Raw genomic sequence first — 17811 nt, forward strand, 5'->3', positions numbered from 1 at the left:
CGAACCCCAGCCCCGGTCACCTGCCATGACGGTTACACCGACAGGCGGTCGGGGTAGAGCGGCGGCAAGGCCTCATCTCGGGCCGGAGCCGCGGCCTTGTGCCCGCGCCGCAGCCGATCCAGTGCCTTGGCCAGCGGCCGCCCATCCCACGCCTGGCCCGAGGCCCCCTCGGGCGCAAACAGGTACGCCTGCAAGCGCCGGATTTCCGCACTCAGCGTGTCATCACCCAGCCAGGCCAGGGCGTCGGTGGCGGTGTCACAGTGGCAACCGAAGCGCCGGTTCAGCCACCGCACCAGCAACGTCGTGGTGGCCGGAGACCCTTGCCGGGCGGCGCCAATCAGGGCGTCGAACGCCTGTGCCTCATTGTGGTCCGGCGCCGACGCCTGACTGCCCACTTCCCGTTTTGCTCGTCTCGACCGCCACCACAGGCCCAGGGTGCCCAGCCAGAGTACGGCCAGCGCCAGGCTGAGCCACGGCCAGAACCCGGCCGGGTCGGTGTCGGCCAGCGCCGGTGTCGGTGCTTCGGGCGCACCGGTATCATCCGCGTCGGTGGTCGGCGGTTGCGCGGCCTGGCCGGCGCTGGTGCCGACCTGCAGGGTGCGGGCGGGAATGACCGCGACCCGCTCCTGGTCCGCATCAGTGTCCCACCAGGGAATGCGGATTTCCGGCAGGGTCAGCGCGCCGGCTTGCACCGGCACCAGGGCGCTGGTCTGGCTCAGGGTTGACGTCAGACCCTCCGGGGTTACCTCGGTGTTGCGTTCCGGGGGCTCGGGGTAGCTGCGCAGCCCCTGCGGCGTGGCGTCCGGCAGCGGGGGCAGGGCTTCCGCCGGCAGGCCGATGGCCTTGAGATGCAGTTTCCGGGTCAGGTTTTCGCCGGTCTCGACCTGCATGCTGGGGGGCAGGCCTGCTTCTTCCAGGCTCAGGGACGTGGCGGGTAGCCAGGTATCCCCGGTAAAGCTGGCGGGCACGTCGTTCACCGGCACTGGGTACAGTTGCTCGCTGTCCCGCAGGAAGATCAGCTGGCCACTGGCGTCCCGGGCCTGACCCTCGAATTGGATCGGGGCCAGGGTCAGTTCACCCGGCTTCTGGGGGAACAGGGCGTAGCGGCGTTCCACCACCCGGAACCGCACCCCGTCCCGATAGCGGCTGAACTCCCGCTGCTTGCCCAGGGGCTCAATGATGGCGTCCGGGTGGCTCGGCTCCGACAGTTCCCCGCGCACCAGGTTGCCACTGAAAAACAGCCGGATGGTCAGGGTCAGCTGTTCCTGCACGTACAGCTCGGCCTTGTCGGCGGAAAGTTCGATGAAGCTGTCCCGGGTAGCCGCCACCTCCTCATCCGGCGGCGAGCCGCTGACCACCTCAATGGTGACCGGCTCCGAGGTGGAGTCCTGGAAGCTCAGCGCCGGGATGGTCAATTGACCATTGCGTTTCGGTGCCAGTTGGTAGGTCCAGGTGATGACACCCACCATCTCGGAATTGACGGTGCGAATGCTGTAACGCTGATTCTGGGCCAGCACCTCGAAGTCCGGCTCCACCTTCTCGATGTCCGGGGAGGGCAGGTTCGACAGATCGAAGTTGAACAGGTTGCTCAGATTGATATCCAGCTTCATGGAGCCGGTGACCGTGACCGTTACGACTTCGCCCTCGTACAGGCGCTTGCGGTCCGGCTCCACCTTGAGCTCCCCGGCCTGGACCATGGCGCCCAGGCCCAACAGAACAAGCAGGGTGGCGAAGGAAATCAGCCGCTTTACCATGGTGTATCGCCCTCATCGGATGGTGTCTGACGCTCCTGGTACTGTTGCAGGAACTTGCGCTTCAACAGGCCGCCGGGGTTATCGGGAACCCGGCGCAGCCACTGTTCCTGGCCCTGGGACAATGGCTGTTCGGAGATCTGGGCCGGTGCCTCGGCCTGACCGCGGGTTTGCTGGTCCTCGGCTGAGCCGGACTGGGGTTGGGCCTGCTGCTCTTTACTGTCGGCCGGCTCCGAGTCCGGGTTCTGGTCTGGATTGTTACGGGAATCGGCAGCGTCTGAGGACGGATCCGAGGGCTCGCCGGGCTGCTGCGAGTTCTGGGATTGCTGATCCCCGTTTTGACGGTCGCTGGACTGGCCGGAGTTCTCGTTCTGGTTGTCGCCGGAGTCTTCGGACTGAGCATCCTGTTGCTGGTTTTGCTGCTGCTGTTGCTGCAGCAGCTGCTCGACCAGCTTCTGGTTGTGCCGGGCATCTTCCAGGGTGGGGTCCTGGTCCAGCGCCTCATCGTAGGCGCTCAGGGCCTGTTCCAGCTCGCCGGCGCGCGCCAGGGCATTGGCCCGGTTGTAGTCGGCCCGGGCGCCGGGTACCTCGGCAAAGGCCTTGGCGGCCTGCTCGAACTGACCGGCGCGGTACTGGGCCGCACCTCGCCATTCCGGATCTTCCAGGCGGCGGGCCGCGGCAGCCGGGTCCTCGGCAATCAGCTCCGGAGCCCGCTGGTCTTCCCGTTGCCAGAGCGCGCCCCAGTCCAGAGCCTGGGCCGGCTGGGGTACCAGCGGCAGGGTGCTGAGCGCCAGCACGGCAAAACCACCCCGGCGCCAGCCCAGGAGCAGCAGCGGCAGTGCCAGCCAGAGCAGCCAGTAGCCGTCGTCCTGCCAGCGGTTGACGGTGGCGCCATCCTCGTTGTCCTGCCACTGATCCGAGTCGACCGGCTCCAGGCCGAGGGCGCGAATGTCGGTGTCGTCCAGGGTCAGGCGTCGGCTCTCGCCGCCGTTGTCCCGGGCCAGGCGGGCCAGGGCCTGGGGTTCGGCCCGGGTGATCACGATCTCATCGTTCTCGCGGATAAAGCCCCGTTTGGCCAAGGGAATGGGGCCGCCCTGTTCGGTGCCGACCACCAGGGTGCTGAGCGCCAGACCGGTGCTGGCGAGACTGTCACGGATGCTGGCGTGGTAGCGCTCGGGTACCTCGTCGGAAATCAGCAGGATCCGGCCCTGGCCGGGTGCACCCTGGGTCAGCAGATTGCGGGCCCGGGCAACCGCCAGGTCGGCGCGGTTGCCGGGCGCCGGCATGATCACCGGCTCGAGCACGTCGAGCATGCCCTCGATGGTCTTGTTGTCGTCGGTCAGGGGCGCCACCACATGGGCATCGGCGGCGTACACGATCAGGCCGTTCAGGCTGCCCTGGCGGGCGTCGAGGATGTCGCGGATTTTCCGCTTGGCCAGGGTCAGCCGGTCCGGCTGGACATCCGCGGCCAGCATCGACAGGGACAGGTCGAGCACGATCACCAGGCTGTCCCCGGGCTGTTTCAGGGGCGTGGGCGCTTCCCGCCACGCCGGGCCGGCCAGGGCGATGGTCAGGGCGGTAATGGCCAGGGTCACCGGTAGTACGGGTGAGCGCTGGCGCTGGGTGGTGGCGCCGTCATGGCGCACCAGGGGCGAAAGCAACCGGGCCGGGATGATCCGGGCCCAACCGCTGTCGCCCAGGCGCAGGTGCCGGAGCCCGACATAGATCAGCGGCAGGCTGAGCAGCAGCAACAGCCAGAATGGACGCAGGAAATGAAATTCAGCCATGGGCGTCCCCTTCGCTCGGGGCCGGGCGGAGCCGCGGCACCAGTTCTCGCACCAACAATTGCGCCAGCCAGAGCAGGGCCGCCAGACCCGCGGGCCAGGCAAAGAGTTCGGTCACCGGGCGATAGAACTTGCCCTCCAGCTCGATGGCCTCCAGCTGGTTGATGGTCTCGTAGATCAGTTCCAGTTCCGGCAGGCTGCGGGCCCGGAAGTACTGACCGCCGGTCTGCTCGGCCATGCGGGTCAGCAGGGCCTCGTCCAGGTCCCGGGACGGGTTCACCCGGCGCGAGCCCAGGAAACCGCGCTGCACCATGGATTCGGCACCGATGCCGATGGTGTACAGGCGCACCCCGGCGGCCTCAGCGATTTCCGTGGCCTTGTCCGGGGTAATCTCGCCGGCGGTGTTGGCGCCGTCGGTCAGCAGCACCACCACCCGCTGTTCCTGGGGCCGGTCCCGCAGGCGCTTGATGGCCAGGCCGACGGCGTCGCCGATGGCGGTGGCGCGACCGGCCATGCCCAGCCCGGACTCGCGCATCAGGGTGCGCACCGTGGCCAGATCGAAGGTCAGTGGCACCTGCACGTAGGGTTCGGTACCGAACAGGATCAGGCCAAGCCGATCGCCCTGGCGCCGGGTGATGAAATCATCGAGCACCACTTTCACCGCCTGCAGCCGGTTGATGCTGCGGCCCTGAATGACCATGTCCTGCTCGTCCATGCTCGGGGAAATGTCCACCACCAGCATCAGGTCCCGGCCCGAGACCGGCAACTGGATCTGCTCGCCTACGTGCTGGGGCCGGGCCAGGGCCAACACCAGCAGTAACCAGGCCAGCAGCAACAGCAGTTTGCGCCAGAGTGGCGTGGCATTACCCCGACGGCTGACGCCGGGCAGATCCGACAGCCAGTGGCCCACGGGCAGCACCGGGGCGTCCACGGTGTGACCCACCGGCCGGCGCCACTGCAGCAGCAGCGGGGCCAGAACAAGCAGCAAGAGCCAGGGGTAGGCCAGGGTCAGCATGTCGGTCCTCCCAGCCAGTACTGGGCGAAGCGGGTTGCCTGTTTTGGATCGGCCTCGAGGTTGGGCTGCCAGGCGCTGTGCACCATGGCCTCGACCACCGGCCGTGAGGCGATGCGCTGGCCAGGTGCAGTCTCCAGCAGGAAATCGATCCAGGCATCACCGGACAGGCTTTCCGGGTGCCGCTCCGGATAGCGCTGCCGGGCCGCCCGTTTCAGCAAGGTGTTCAACTGGGCGAACCAGGCCGGATCCGGACGGGCCTGACGGTCCAGTTCCGACAACTCGGCCCGGGCCTGCTTCAGCCAGCGGTTGCTCTTGACGCGCCGGTGGACCAGCCAGACCAGCGCCACAATCAGCAGCAGGGCCAACAGGGTCAGCAGCCACCAGCCGGGTGCCGGCGGCCAGAATCCCCCGGCGGTGGGCAGATGGATGTCTTTCAGCTGGCTGAGCGGATCCTGGGGATTCATCCGATCCGCCCTCCCGGGCCCAGCAGTGGTTTCAGCGCGACCGCCGGGTCGTCGCCGGTGAACAGTCGGGCCGAGGCTACGCCTGAGGTGCGGAAGCAATGCTCTAGGCGTGCCTCGTGGGCGTCGACTTTTTCGCGCCAGGCGGCCTGGAAACGGGTGTTGCCGGCATCGAACCAGACCGGCCCTTCAGGCCCGGCCACCGCGAACCGGCCATGGTCGGGCAAGGTCAGTTCCAGCGGATCGACAATGCGCAGGGCACTCACGGAGTTGTGCCGGGCCAGGGCCCCGAGCAGGGTGCCGGTGTCCTCGGAGATGCCGAAAAAATCGCTGATCACGAAAATCCGGCTGCCGGTGTGCGCCACCCGGCGCGCTTCCGCCAGGGCCTGGTCCAGCCCGTGGACCGGACTTGCGGCCGTGGCCTGATCGGTGTTCTGGCCGGGCTGGCGCTGCTGGTCGGCCAGGGTGTCTAGCAGACGCAGCACGGATTTCTTGCGGCGGGCCGGACGCAGCACGCTCAGCTCCCGATCGTTGAACACGATGCCGCCGACCTGGTCGCCGGCCCAGAGCGCAAGCCAGGCCAGCAGCCCCGCCACCTGGGCGGCGCGGACCTGCTTGTAGGCGCCGGCGCTGGCGAAGAACAGGGTCTGGCCGAGGTCGCACAGCAGTAGCACCGGGCGCTCCCGTTCTTCCTCGTACAGTTTGGTGTGCGGTGCCTGGCGCCGGGCGGTGACGCGCCAGTCGATGCTGCGGATGTCGTCGCCGGGCTGGTATTGGCGCACCTCGGCAAAGGCCATGCCGCGGCCCCGCTGGGGTGAGCGTTGGAGTCCGGCCTGGCGGGTACGAACCTGGCGAGCCGAGGGCAGTTTCAGGGCCCTGGCATCCGCCTGCAGGCGGATCAGGTCGGGCAGACCGATGTGGGTGAGCGCGTCGATCGTGGCCATGGTCGCGGTCAGTCTGTCCGTTCGCTGGCGGTCATCAGGCGCTGACCGGAACCCGGTCAATCAGGCGCTGGATGACGGTGTCCGCGGTCATGCCCTCGGCCTCGGCTTCGAAGGTCAGCAGGATCCGGTGTCGGAGCACGTCGAAGGCCATTGCCCGGACGTCGTCCGGGGTGACGTAGTCACGGCCATCGAGCCAGGCCAGGGCGCGGGCGCAGCGGTCCAGGGCAATGGTGCCCCGTGGGCTGGCGCCGAAGGCGGTCCAGCGCGCCAGTTCCGGGTCCAGGCTGGCGGCATCGCGGCTGGCCAGCACCAGGGCCAGCAGGTATTGCTCCACCGGCTCGGCCATGTAGATGTCGGCGACTTCGTTCCTGGCCTGGAACACCTGGTCGGCGGTCAGTTTGACGTCGGCGGCCGGCAGGCCCTGGCGGTAGTCGTTGCGGGCCAGGTGCAGGATGGCTTTCTCCGCGCTGGCGGAGGGGTAATGAATCACCACGTGCATCAGGAAACGGTCGAGCTGGGCTTCCGGCAATGGGTAGGTGCCTTCCTGCTCAATCGGGTTCTGGGTCGCCATCACCATGAACAGGCGGTCGAGCGGGAAGGTGCGCAGGCCGACACTGACCTGGCGTTCGCCCATGGCTTCCAGCAGCGCGGACTGGACCTTAGCCGGCGCCCGGTTGATCTCGTCGGCCAGCACCAGGTTGTGAAAGATCGGCCCGCGCTGAAATTCGAACTGCCCGGTTTCGGCCCGGTAGATCTCACTGCCGGTGACGTCCGAGGGCAGCAGATCCGGGGTGAACTGGATGCGATGAAAATCGCCGTCGAGGTGATCGGCGAGGGCCTTGATCGCCGTAGTCTTGGCCAGGCCGGGAGCCCCTTCGACCAGCAAATGGCCATCGGCGAGCAGAGCAATGAGAAGGCGGTCTACCAGTTTTTCCTGCCCGATTATCCTTTTTGCCAACTGCGACCGAAGTTCGCCGAACGTATGCTGTAGCGACATTGGAAGTGACTGCTCCCACGTATTTTTTTGGTTCATCAAACGGCGCTTTTTGTCCGTAAGTAGATGCCGCAGTTTTGGCATCTGGCCTGCAAAAATCAAGGGCTTGACTATGCTTATGTGACGATACGCCGATTACTTTTATTTCACACTAACCGAGGTCGATCATGAATGCGCTGACAGTGGCCAGCAAGGATCAGTTTTTTGAACAACTGGCTGATGCGTTCGCCCAGAAAATTGCCAAGACAGAAGCGAAAAAGATCAGCGAATTTGCCAAGCAGCATTATGCCCACATTCCGCTCGAAGAGCTGGTGAGTCGACGTTTTTCCGATACCTATGGTGCGGTCCTGGCGGCCTGGAACTTCCTGCAGAAGCGTGACGCCGAGGAAACCCCGGTATCGGTGTTCAACCCGGATCTCGAGAGTGACGGCTGGCAATCGACCCACACCGTCATCTTCATCCTGCACCCGAACATCCCGTTTCTGATCGACTCCCTGCGCATCGCCATCAATCAGCGCGAGATCGGCACCCATTCCATCCAGCACTCCATCCTGCAGGTGGAGCGCAACCAGGACGGCCGGCTGAACAAGCTGCTGTCGAACAAGAAGGCCAGCAAAGGCGCTCAGTTCGAAGCCTTCATCGTGCTGGAGATCGACCGGCACAGCGACCCCGAGGACCTGCGCGAGCTGGAGGAAGCCCTGCAGACGGTGCTGCACGAGGTGCGAATCGCGGTGTCCGACTTCCCGGTGGTCACCGACAAGGTCTGTGAGATCCTGGACGAGCTGGATTCCACCGTCGCCGGCATCAGCGACGAGGAAAAAGAAGAGGCCAGGGCATTCCTGAACTGGCTGGTGGAGGATCACTTCACCTTCCTCGGGTACGACGAGTACGACTTCGCCAAGGACAAGAGCGGCATGGCAGTGCGCCGGGTCGAGAATTCCGAGCTGGGCATACTCCGGGTCAACAACGAGCGCCCGGACCGGGTGCGCCTGAACGAGTTGCCCCAGCGCACCCGGCATGAAATGACCCGCACCGACGACATTTTCATCTTTGCCAAATCGGCCCAGCGCTCCCGGGTGCACCGGCCGGCCTACCCGGACTATATCGCGGTCAAGAAGTTCAACAGCAAGGGCGAAGTGGTGGGTGAGCGCCGTTTCCTCGGCCTGTACACCTCTCGGGTCTATAACGAACGGCCGGATGAAATTCCGCTGCTGCGCCGGAAATTCCAGAACGTGATCAAGCGCTCCGGCTTCATGCGCGACGATTACGCTGGCAAGGAGCTGGATCAGATTCTCACGGTCTATCCCCGGGACGAGCTGTTCCAGATCGAAAGCACCGAGTTGCTGAAAATCGCCAAGGCCATTCTCTATGTCCAGGAGCGCCGGCGCATTGAGCTGTTCATGCGCGAGGACGTGTACGGCCAGTTCGTCACCTGCCTGGCCTTTTTCCCACGGGACATCTACAACACCGAACTGCGCCAGAAAGTGGAGCAGGTGTTGCTGGAACGGCTCGAGGCCCAGGACATCGAATTCGTCACCCACTTCTCCGAATCGGTGCTGGCCCGGGTCCAGTTCACCATCCGGGTGCCCCAGGTCGAGAACCGGCAACTGCCCATCGCCGAGATTCGCGAGCAGGTCATTGAGCTCGCCCAGTCCTGGCGCGACGGTCTGTACGAGGCCCTGAGCGAGGCCTACGGCGAGGAGCAGGGCAACGAGCTGTCCCGGCTCTGGTCCGGCGGCTTCCCGGCCAGCTACACCGACATGTTCTCGCCCCGGCGCGCCGCCATCGACCTGGAGCACATCTCCGCCTCGGCCAAGTTCAAGGACCTGGCCATGAGTTTCTACCGGGCGCTGGAGGAGGATGAGAGCAAGCTGCACTTCAAGCTGTTCTTCCCCGACCAGCCGGTGCCGCTCTCGGACGTGATGCCGATCTTTGACAACCTGGGCTTCCGGGTCCTGGGTGAGCATCCGTTCGAGGTGACCGACCGGAACGGAAACACGGTCTGGATCCACGACTTCACGCTCAAGGCCCATTCCGGCCGGGTGGTCGATCTGCACCGCATCCGGCCGATCTTCGAGGACCTGTTCCGCAAGGTCTGGTACGGCGAGGCCGAGAACGACGCCTTCAACCGGCTGCTGCTGTCGTCCTACATGAGCTGGCGCGAGATCGCGCTGCTGCGCACCTACGCCCGCTACATGCGCCAGATCCGGTTCTCCAACAGTCAGACCTTCATCTCCAACACCCTGGTCAACCACGTGGACCTGGCTCGCACCTTGCTCGAGTACTTCGAGGTGCGCTTCAACCCGGACCGCTACCAGAGCGCCGGCAAGAGCAAGGCGGCGCAGCAAAAGCTGGAGATCGAATTCAACGCCGGTCTCGACGCGGTGGAGAACCTCAGTGAGGACCGGGTGCTGCGGCTGTACCAGGAGCTGATGCAGGCCACCCTGCGCACCAACTTCTACCAGCACGATGCCCAGGGCAGCAACAAGTCCTACATCAGCGTCAAGTTCGACCCCTCGCGCATTCCGGACGTGCCGCTGCCGCTGCCGATGTTCGAGATCTTTGTCTACTCGCCGCGGGTGGAAGGGGTGCACCTGCGCGGTGGCAAGGTTGCCCGGGGCGGGTTGCGCTGGTCCGACCGCTTCGAGGACTACCGCACCGAGATCCTGGGTCTGGTGAAGGCGCAGCAGGTCAAGAATGCGGTCATCGTGCCGGTTGGCGCCAAGGGCGGGTTCGTGGCCAAGCGCCTGCCGGATCCGTCCGATCGGGAGGCCTTCCAGGCCGAGGGCATTGAAGCCTACAAGACCTTTATCCGCGGCCTGCTCGACATCACCGACAACCTGGTCGATGCTGGCATCCAGCCGCCGGAGCGGGTGGTGCGACACGACGAGGACGATCATTACCTGGTGGTGGCGGCGGACAAGGGCACCGCTACCTTCTCCGACATCGCCAACGGCCTGTCCGCCGATTACGGCTTCTGGATGGGCGACGCCTTCGCCTCCGGGGGCAGCAACGGCTACGACCACAAAAAGATGGGCATCACTGCCCGGGGCGCCTGGGTGTCGGTGGAGCGGCACTTCCGGGAAATGGGCATCAACCCGGCGCTGGATGAGTTCACCGCCATCGGCATCGGCGACATGGGCGGTGACGTGTTCGGCAACGGCATGCTCTGCTCCGAGAAGACCAAGCTGGTGGCCGCCTTCAACCACATCCACATCTTCGTGGACCCGACGCCGGATCCGGAGAAGAGCTTCAAGGAGCGGCAGCGCCTGTTCCAGATGCCCCGTTCGGCCTGGACCGACTACGACACCAAGCTGATCTCCAAGGGCGGTGGCGTCTTCAGCCGGAATGCCAAGTCCATCCCGGTGAGCGCGGAGATGAAGAAACTGCTGGGCATCAAGTCCGATCGGGTGCCGCCGAACATGCTGATCTCCCACATCCTGCGGGCCCAGGTCGACCTGCTCTGGGTGGGTGGCATTGGCACCTACGTCAAGGCCGCCAATGAGTCCCACAGCGACGTTGGCGACAAGGCCAACGACGGTCTGCGCATCAATGGCAACGAGTTGCGCTGCAAGGTAGTCGGTGAGGGCGGCAACCTGGGGCTGACCCAGTTGGGCCGTATCGAGTACGCGCTCAGGGGCGGTCGCCTGAACACCGACTTCATCGACAACTCCGGCGGCGTCGACTGCTCGGACCACGAAGTCAACATGAAGATCCTGCTCAACCAGGCGGTGGCCATGGGCGACCTCACCGGCAAGCAGCGCAACTTGATGCTGGAGCAGATGACCGACGACGTTGCCGGCCTGGTGCTGAAGAACAACTACCGGCAGACCCAGGCCATCAGCATCGCCAGCGAGGACGCGGCGATCCGGCTGGAGGAATACCGCCGGTTGATCAACACCTTCGAAAACGAAGGCAAGCTCAATCGGGCGCTGGAATTCCTGCCGGACGACGAGACCCTGACCGAGCGCAAACTGGACAAGAAAGGCCTGACCCGGCCGGAGCTGTCGGTCCTGATTTCCTATGTGAAGGGCGATCTGAAGCAGACCCTGATCGACAGCACGCTTCCGGACGAGCCGATGCTGGCTGGTGAGATGTACAAGGTGTTCCCGCGCACCATGACCCAGAAATTCACCCGGGAGCTGAGCGAGCACCAACTGCGGCGCGAGATCATCGCCACCCAGATTGCCAATGACATGGTCAATCACATGGGCATCACCTTCGTCGAGCGGCTGAACCAGTCCACCGGTGCCGACCCGGCGTCCATTGCCCTGGCCTGGATCATTGCCCGGGACGTGTTCCGCATCGACAACTGGTGGGACAAGATCGAGCACCAGGACTTCAATGTGCCGGCGCAGCTGCAGATGGAGCTGATGCAGGACCTGATGCGACTGATGCGTCGGTCGGTGCGCTGGTTGCTGCGCAACCGTCGGGCCGAGTTGAGCATCCAGAACCACATCGAGCGCTTTGCCGACAGCGTCTGGGCGATCACCGCCAACCTGCCGGAATACCTGGGTGAGCACGCCCTGCAGGCCTGGGAGAAGCGGCATCAGGCGCTGACCGAAGCGGGATTGCCGCAGGAGCTGGCGTCGGTGCTGTCCGGCACCGATTACCTGTACTCGTCCCTGGGCATCATCGAGGCCCAGGAAGCCACCGGCATGCCGCTCAAGACCGTCGCCAACCTCTATTACGACATTGGCGACAAGCTTGACCTGAACTGGTTTGCCCGCGCCATTGCCGGGCTGACCCCGGCGTCCCACTGGCAGGCCCTGGCCCGCGAGAGCTTCCGGGAAGACCTGGAGTGGCAGCAGCGGGCCTTGACCACAGGCGTGCTTAGACAGATCAGCAAACCGGAAGATGTGGATGCCTGCGTGGAGGCGTGGCTGGAGCGCCATGCGGGCATGATCCACCGCTGGAAAACCATGTTGACTGAGCTGAAAGGCGTGCGGGAGCCGGAATACGCCATGTTTTCGGTGGCCCTGAGGGAGCTGCTGGATCTGGCCCAGAGCACCATGCATTCCGGGCACGTGGAGGCCGAGGCTGCGACTAACTGACGGTTGCGTTGGCGCGATCAATACCGTTCAATCAGAACCTTACCAAGATCATAGGGGAGACTGTTGATGGGGCAGCTAGACCATCTTCTTGAAAACAACAAGGCCTGGGCCGAGGGCATCAAGTCCGAGGACCCGACCTTCTTCGAGCGTTTGTCCGCGCAGCAGGCGCCGGAATACCTGTGGATCGGCTGCGCCGACAGCCGGGTGCCGGCGAACCAGATCGTCGATCTAATGCCGGGCGAACTGTTCGTGCACCGGAACGTCGCCAACGTGGTGGTGCACACCGACTTCAACTGCCTGTCGGTGCTGCAGTTTGCGGTTGAGGTGCTCAAGGTTAAACACGTGATGGTGGTGGGCCATTACAGCTGTGGCGGGGTTAAGGCGGCGCTGCTGAACCAGGGGGATGGACTGATCACCAACTGGTTGCGTCACGTTCAGGATGTCCGTGACCGGCACCAGCCAATCCTCGACGCCATCGACAGCGAAAAGGACCGGGTCGACCGCCTGTGCGAGCTGAACGTGGTCGAGCAGGTGCGTCACGTGTGCCAGACCAGCATCGTGCGCGAGGCCTGGAAACGCGGCCAGAAACTGACGGTCCACGGCTTCGTCTACGACCTGGCCGACGGCAAGCTGCGCGACATGGGTCTGAAGGTCGGCAACGACGAGGAGCCCGAGCAGGTTCTGGAGCAGAGCATCCAGGAACTGGCGCAGCGTCCGGTGCGCGCAAGCCGGTAATCCGGCAATATAAGTCCCAGGTCGCCCGGGTCTGGCAAGACTCGGGCGCCGATTCCGGTTAGAGTAGCCCGTTTTACGGGTTTCCACGGGGTCGTATTGCCAATGTCTGTTATGCCCAATTCCCACGAAGCGCTGCTTCGCAATCGTGCCCGGCTGTCCGGCCGGGTCGCCCTGCTGGGCGTCAGCAGTCCGGCCTTGTTGGCGGAACTGCCGTCCGGTGGCCTGGTGATGACCGAACATGCAGGCTGCGCCAGCCAGCTCGAAGGGCAGGTAAACGGGGAGGCGGCCTGGCAGGTGGCTTTCGGATACGACCATCCGGCCCTGACCGCCGGTGGTTTCGACACCTTGGTGGTGTTCCTGCCCAAGGCCCGGGCCGAGCTGGACCTGCGGTTGAGTCTCGCCCGCTGGCTGGCGGCGCCGGGCGCCAGCCTGATTCTGCTGGGCGAAAAGAAAGAAGGCATCGCCGGCGCCGTCAAACAGCTGAAAGCCGTGGCGCCCCAGGCTGGCAAGATCGACAGTGCCCGGCACTGCCAGGTCTGGCTGGCGGACGGAATTGCGCCGCTGGCCGAGTTCCAGCTGGCCGACTGGATGCAGTGGCACGCTGTGACCCTGGCCGACACGTCGATTGAGGTCTCCGGGCTGCCCGGCATCTTCAGCCAGGGCGAGCTCGACGGCGGCACCGCCGTCCTGTTGCAAACCCTGGCGGACCTGCCGATGAAAGCCGATCGGATCCTGGATTTTGCCTGTGGCGCCGGCGTCATCGGCGCCTGGCACCAGGCCTGGCAGAAGGCTCAGGGCCGCGCCGTGAGTCCGGTGGATGGGGTTGATGTCCAGTCCCAGGCCGTGATCTGCGCCCGTGCGACCTACGACCGCAACGGCGCCGAGGGCACTATCATCGCCTCCGATGGCCTGGCCGAGGTCGATGGCCGCTGGCCGGCCATTGTCACCAACCCGCCGTTCCACACCGGGGTCAAAACCGACACCTCGATGACCGAGAATTTCCTGCGGGACGTGTCCCGGCACCTCCAGTCCCGGGGCGAACTGCGCCTGGTGGCCAACAGTTTCCTGCCCTACGAATCCCTGATCCAACGCTTCATCGGGCCGGTCGAACGGTTGGTCGAGGACCGCCGCTTTACGGTGTACCGCGCCATTCGGCGCTGATCCGGACGTTTCCCCGCGCCAGAACGAAAAAAGCCCCTGGGGTGAGGGGCAAAAGGTTCGCGTCCAAAACAACGGAGCCAACCGGAAACGGGTTAGCGCATGAACACCTCTCAAACTAGGGTTAATTTCTAGAGTATTCAGCCTAGAATGGCGCCTTTGTGACAAAAGCCCCCACGGATGCCTGAAATGACAACTGCAACCCTTGATGCCCCGGCTGGCCCACTGACCCTGGCACGTCCCGGAGAGGGCGACGCGTCCCTGCGGGCCTGGGATGCGGCCGACGAGCTTTTGCTGCAGGAGGCCTTTGCTCGCCTGGAGCCCAGCCGGCAGCCGCGGGTTTTGGTGATCGACGACCAGTTCGGGGCCCTCACCTTGGGCCTGCAGCCGTTCCAGCCGGATCTGGTGGCCGACAGCGCGACCCTGCCGGCGGCCCTGGCCGACAACGCCGGGCTGAATCCGGGCCTGGCCAGCCTGCCCGAGGTGCGGTCCTGGCGCACTCCGCCCGATGCCCGCTACGACGCCGTGGTGCTGCGCATTCCCCGCCATGCGGACTATCTGGCCTGGCTGCTGCGCTGGGTCAATGATGTGCTGGCGGAGGACGGCCTGCTGCTGGCCGGTGGCATGATCAAGCACCTGCCCGATCGCGGTGTCGATGTTTTCGCTCAGGCGGTGACCACCGACACCGTGTGCCCGGCGCGGAAAAAGGCGCGGGTCATTGTCTGCCGGCCGGGAACCGCCGAGCTGGCCGATTGGTCCGGGACCTGGAAAGGCTATAGCCCGGAGCAGGAATCGTTTGAGGTCTCGGCGCTGCCGGCGGTATTCGCCCGGGACAAGCTGGATATCGGCACCCGGCTGTTCCTGCCCCGGGTCCGGTCTGCGGTGGCCGCGGTGGCGCCCGGCGCCCGGGTACTGGATCTGGCCTGTGGCAACGGCGTGGTGGGGATGGTTGCGCTATCGGCCCGCCCGGATCTGGCGTTGACCTTCAGTGACGTCTCCAGCCAGGCCATTGTCAGTGCCGAGCGCAATGTCGAGGCAGCCTTTGCCGACAGCGACTGCACCTTTGACCATGCCGACGGCGTTGCCGCCGGCGCTGGCCGGTTTGATCTGATTCTGCTGAATCCGCCGTTCCACGAGGGTGGGGTAGTGGGGGACCACATCGCCCTGCGCCTGTTCGCCCGGGCGGCTCGCCATTTGGCGCCGGGTGGCCGGCTGCTGATGGTGGGTAACCGGCATCTGGGCTATCACCGCAGCCTGCGGCGCTTTTTCCCGCAGGTGCGGCAACTGGACGCCAACCCCAAGTTCGTGGTGTTGGAGGCCGCTACCAAGCGCTAGACGCGGTTAGCGGGGCTGGGGCGGCTGGTCGTAGCCCAGGCGTGCCAGCGTATCCACGATGGTCTGGGTCTGGCTGTCGATCTCCAGATTGACCCGGGTGCCTTCGGTGGCGGTGCCAAAGGTGGTGGCCCGAAGGGTTTCCGGAATCAGGTGAACATTGAAGCGGTTGTCCTGAACCTCGCCGATGGTCAGGCTGGCGCCGTTGATGGCGATGTAGCCCTTGGCGAAGATGTACTTCATCCACTGCTCGGGGACTTCGAACCAGAGCGTGACGTTGTTCTCCGGCCGAATAGTCTCGGTGATGGTGGCGGTGGTGTGAACGTGGCCGGACAGCAGGTGGCCGCCGATTTCGTCGCCGATGCGGGCCGCCCGCTCGAAATTGATCGAATCCCCGGGTTTCAGGTCGCCGAGGGTGGTCAGGCGCAGGGTTTCCTGGATGGCATCGAAGTACAGGGCGCTGCCTTCCTGGCGGGTGACGGTCAGGCAGGTGCCGTTGATGGCCACGGACGCGCCGATGGCAACGCCGTCGGTCTTATCCTCGGGCAGGCGGATCACGAAGGTGGTCAGCCCCGGGGCCGCCTGGACTTCCTCGACCGTTGCCATACCTTGAACTATGCCTGTGAACATAACCACACCTCCGGGATTCGTCGTTGCCGCCACTTGAACGGGTCGCCAAGGATAGCGAGCGGTGTTGCCCTTGCCAAGTTGTTGGCCCCGGCGGCCAAGCCCGCAGACCTCAAGAATGGTCGGCGCCGGCCGATAGCCAGTGAGAACCCATGACATGGCAGTCACCTTATTGAGAAGCAGGACCCGTATCGATGGCTGAACATCAAAGGCCCGCCCAAACCGTCCAGGACCCCAGCCCAGGTGCCGTATTGCGCCCGGGCCGGGCGGCCGACCCTGCGCCGGTTCAGGCCCCGGTAGCCACGCCCTCCGGTTCGGGGTCGCCGGCGACCGCGCCCCAGCAGGGCCCGGAAGCGCAAGCGGCGGCCCTGGCCACGGCAACTGTGCCGTTGGCGGACACGGCCGCCGATCAGGCACCTGCCGTTGCTGCCGACGAAGGTGCGGGCGAGAAGTCTGGCGAGAACCCGGCGGACGGCTCGGAACAGGGCGCAGCGGCCGAGTCCGACAACGCCGAGCAGAAGCCGCCGGCTCCCGACCAGGTCCAGGCCGAAGCCCGGCAGCGTCAGCTGCGGCTGATGCTGAGCCAGTGCGACCGGGTGCTGCTGATGGATTTCGAGCGCCTGGCCATGGCCGACTGGCCGGACGACTTCACCCTGGCCACCGCCAAGCGCAATCGGGATCTCTGGCTGTTCAGTGCCGTGGCAGCGGCGCTGCTGTTCCTCAGTGGCCTGACCGGGTTGGTACCGGCCTGGGTTGCCGGCACAGGGTTTGGCGCCTTCGTGGTGGTGATGCTGCTGGGCGTGCCGGCGGTCCGGCGCATCTACAACGCCCACCCTTCCTACTTCGATGTCATCATGAAACGCCGGCGCATGCTCAGTGACGCCAGGGCTCATGCCGCCCACCTTGAAGGGCAAGAGGGATTGATCTGGCAGTGCGCGCGCATGGCGGAGTTCAACGTGGCTTTGCGCAACAACCGGTTCAATCGGCTGCTGCGGCTGTCGGAGCAGCGGGTGTTGCCTCGGTATCTGACCCGTCGGGAACATGTGCGCCTGTATCTGATCTATCTATTGGAGGCTGAAAAAGCCTACGGCCGGGTGCAGGCCGCGTTTTTTGACGGCAACCAGCAAGCCCTTGATCGGGGATGGAAAGACGTCGCTGCCGAGCCTGAGCCGAGAACTTGACAAGGCTAACCTTCAAACGTATGTTTTAAACAGACGTTTGTGAGAGGCTTAAAACAAGATGGCGCAGTCCGATACCGTTGACCGGATTCTTGATGCAGCCGAGGAGCTGTTTGCTGACCGGGGGTTTTCCGAAACCTCGCTCCGGATGATCACCAGTAAGGCTAAAGTAAACCTGGCCGCAGTCAATTACCACTTTGGCTCAAAGAACGCGCTTATTCACGCCGTTTTCGCCCGTTTTCTGACGCCGTTCTCCGCGACCCTGGAAAAAGCCTTCGATGAACTCGAAGACCGCTGCGACGGCAAGCCGCCGACCCTGAACCAGACTCTCTGGGCCCTGACCGAGAGCGCCGTGCGCATGCCCCAGCGCAATGAGAAGGGCATCTCCATCTTCATGCGTCTGCTCGGGTTGGCCTACACCCAGTCTCAGGGCCACCTGCGCAAGTTCCTTGAACAGGAATACGGCGACCCGTTCAGCCGGTTCATGCGCCTGCTGAAAGAAGCCACACCGCAGTTGTCCGCCGTCGACCGCTACTGGCGCATCCAGTTCATGCTTGGCGCCACCGCCTTCACCATGTCCAGCAGCGACGCCTTGCGGGACATTCTGGAGAACAAGCTGGGCGTTGAAACCACGGTGCAGGAAATCGCCGCGCGCCTGGTGCCGTTCCTGGCGGCCGGCATGCAGGCCGAAGACACCATGTTGATTCCACCGGCCGGGAGCAAGGTCTCGGTTGCCTGATCTTCCCGCTCTCGGGTAGGCTTCCCTTTGGCACGTGCC

At 65.0% G+C, this 17811-nt stretch carries 13 protein-coding genes; 6 read left to right on the forward strand and 7 right to left on the reverse strand.

Annotation, left to right across the window (positions count from 1 at the left end):
- Nucleotides 1-32: 32 nt before the first annotated feature.
- The 6 genes from U5822_RS12855 to U5822_RS12880 are packed head-to-tail and all read right to left on the reverse strand — an operon-like array spanning nt 33 to nt 6952.
- On the reverse strand, nt 33-1754 hold the full coding sequence (locus tag U5822_RS12855) for a BatD family protein (protein ID WP_322856017.1): 1722 nt from the start codon (nt 1752-1754) through the stop codon (nt 33-35).
- Nucleotides 1748-3538 carry a VWA domain-containing protein gene (locus U5822_RS12860; protein ID WP_322856018.1) on the reverse strand — a complete coding sequence of 597 codons (1791 nt, stop codon included), beginning with the start codon at nt 3536-3538 and terminating at the stop codon, nt 1748-1750. Before U5822_RS12860 ends, U5822_RS12855 begins: the two co-directional genes overlap by 7 nt.
- Entirely contained in the window at nt 3531-4550 is a 1020-nt protein-coding gene (locus U5822_RS12865) for a vWA domain-containing protein (protein ID WP_322856019.1), read from the reverse strand. Before U5822_RS12865 ends, U5822_RS12860 begins: the two co-directional genes overlap by 8 nt.
- On the reverse strand, nt 4544-5014 hold the full coding sequence (locus tag U5822_RS12870) for a DUF4381 domain-containing protein (RefSeq protein WP_322856020.1): 471 nt from the start codon (nt 5012-5014) through the stop codon (nt 4544-4546). The genes U5822_RS12865 and U5822_RS12870 overlap by 7 nt, the downstream gene beginning before the upstream one ends.
- Nucleotides 5011-5955, reverse strand: coding sequence for a DUF58 domain-containing protein (locus U5822_RS12875; protein WP_322856021.1), 945 nt, complete (start codon nt 5953-5955; stop codon nt 5011-5013). The genes U5822_RS12870 and U5822_RS12875 overlap by 4 nt, the downstream gene beginning before the upstream one ends.
- 34 nt (nt 5956-5989) lie before the next feature.
- Complete coding sequence (locus U5822_RS12880; RefSeq protein WP_322856022.1) at nt 5990-6952, reverse strand: AAA family ATPase; 963 nt, start codon at nt 6950-6952, stop codon at nt 5990-5992.
- Between the two features lie 164 nt (nt 6953-7116).
- On the opposite strand from U5822_RS12880, the gene U5822_RS12885 reads away from it, so the two are divergent.
- The 4 genes from U5822_RS12885 (at nt 7117) to U5822_RS12900 (ending at nt 15231) form a co-directional block, all read left to right on the forward strand.
- Nucleotides 7117-12003 (forward strand): NAD-glutamate dehydrogenase, encoded by a 4887-nt coding sequence (locus U5822_RS12885; RefSeq protein ID WP_322856023.1) that lies wholly within the window; start codon nt 7117-7119, stop codon nt 12001-12003.
- A gap of 66 nt (nt 12004-12069) precedes the next feature.
- Nucleotides 12070-12738 (forward strand): carbonate dehydratase, encoded by a 669-nt coding sequence (gene can, locus U5822_RS12890; protein WP_322856024.1) that lies wholly within the window; start codon nt 12070-12072, stop codon nt 12736-12738.
- A 102-nt stretch (nt 12739-12840) separates the two neighbouring features.
- Nucleotides 12841-13899 carry a class I SAM-dependent methyltransferase gene (locus tag U5822_RS12895; protein ID WP_322856025.1) on the forward strand — a complete coding sequence of 353 codons (1059 nt, stop codon included), beginning with the start codon at nt 12841-12843 and terminating at the stop codon, nt 13897-13899.
- Between the two features lie 186 nt (nt 13900-14085).
- Nucleotides 14086-15231, forward strand: coding sequence for a class I SAM-dependent methyltransferase (locus tag U5822_RS12900; protein ID WP_322856026.1), 1146 nt, complete (start codon nt 14086-14088; stop codon nt 15229-15231).
- A 6-nt stretch (nt 15232-15237) separates the two neighbouring features.
- On the opposite strand, the gene U5822_RS12905 is transcribed toward U5822_RS12900, so the two are convergent.
- Entirely contained in the window at nt 15238-15858 is a 621-nt protein-coding gene (locus U5822_RS12905) for a riboflavin synthase subunit alpha (RefSeq protein ID WP_322856027.1), read from the reverse strand.
- A gap of 191 nt (nt 15859-16049) precedes the next feature.
- On the opposite strand from U5822_RS12905, the gene U5822_RS12910 reads away from it, so the two are divergent.
- Both U5822_RS12910 and U5822_RS12915 read left to right on the forward strand, forming a co-directional pair.
- A complete protein-coding gene (locus U5822_RS12910; protein WP_322856028.1) occupies nt 16050-17036 on the forward strand; it encodes a hypothetical protein in 987 nt (328 codons plus the stop codon).
- Between the two features lie 58 nt (nt 17037-17094).
- Nucleotides 17095-17772 (forward strand): TetR/AcrR family transcriptional regulator, encoded by a 678-nt coding sequence (locus U5822_RS12915; protein ID WP_322856029.1) that lies wholly within the window; start codon nt 17095-17097, stop codon nt 17770-17772.
- Nucleotides 17773-17811 lie beyond the last annotated feature (39 nt).

The sequence above is a fragment of the Marinobacter qingdaonensis genome (assembly GCF_034555935.1).
GTDB classification, from domain to species: Bacteria; Pseudomonadota; Gammaproteobacteria; order Pseudomonadales; family Oleiphilaceae; genus Marinobacter; species Marinobacter qingdaonensis.

What these genes read in the sequence shown, in the direction of transcription:
- U5822_RS12855 (WP_322856017.1), bottom strand. Translation starts at nt 1,754, where the DNA reads ATGGTAAAGCGGCTGATTTCCTTCGCCACCCTGCTTGTTCTGTTGGGC.
- U5822_RS12860 (WP_322856018.1), bottom strand. Translation starts at nt 3,538, where the DNA reads ATGGCTGAATTTCATTTCCTGCGTCCATTCTGGCTGTTGCTGCTGCTC.
- U5822_RS12865 (WP_322856019.1), bottom strand. Translation starts at nt 4,550, where the DNA reads ATGCTGACCCTGGCCTACCCCTGGCTCTTGCTGCTTGTTCTGGCCCCG.
- U5822_RS12870 (WP_322856020.1), bottom strand. Translation starts at nt 5,014, where the DNA reads ATGAATCCCCAGGATCCGCTCAGCCAGCTGAAAGACATCCATCTGCCC.
- U5822_RS12875 (WP_322856021.1), bottom strand. Translation starts at nt 5,955, where the DNA reads ATGGCCACGATCGACGCGCTCACCCACATCGGTCTGCCCGACCTGATC.
- U5822_RS12880 (WP_322856022.1), bottom strand. Translation starts at nt 6,952, where the DNA reads ATGTCGCTACAGCATACGTTCGGCGAACTTCGGTCGCAGTTGGCAAAA.
- U5822_RS12885 (WP_322856023.1), top strand. Translation starts at nt 7,117, where the DNA reads ATGAATGCGCTGACAGTGGCCAGCAAGGATCAGTTTTTTGAACAACTG.
- can (WP_322856024.1), top strand. Translation starts at nt 12,070, where the DNA reads ATGGGGCAGCTAGACCATCTTCTTGAAAACAACAAGGCCTGGGCCGAG.
- U5822_RS12895 (WP_322856025.1), top strand. Translation starts at nt 12,841, where the DNA reads ATGTCTGTTATGCCCAATTCCCACGAAGCGCTGCTTCGCAATCGTGCC.
- U5822_RS12900 (WP_322856026.1), top strand. Translation starts at nt 14,086, where the DNA reads ATGACAACTGCAACCCTTGATGCCCCGGCTGGCCCACTGACCCTGGCA.
- U5822_RS12905 (WP_322856027.1), bottom strand. Translation starts at nt 15,858, where the DNA reads ATGTTCACAGGCATAGTTCAAGGTATGGCAACGGTCGAGGAAGTCCAG.
- U5822_RS12910 (WP_322856028.1), top strand. Translation starts at nt 16,050, where the DNA reads ATGGCTGAACATCAAAGGCCCGCCCAAACCGTCCAGGACCCCAGCCCA.
- U5822_RS12915 (WP_322856029.1), top strand. Translation starts at nt 17,095, where the DNA reads ATGGCGCAGTCCGATACCGTTGACCGGATTCTTGATGCAGCCGAGGAG.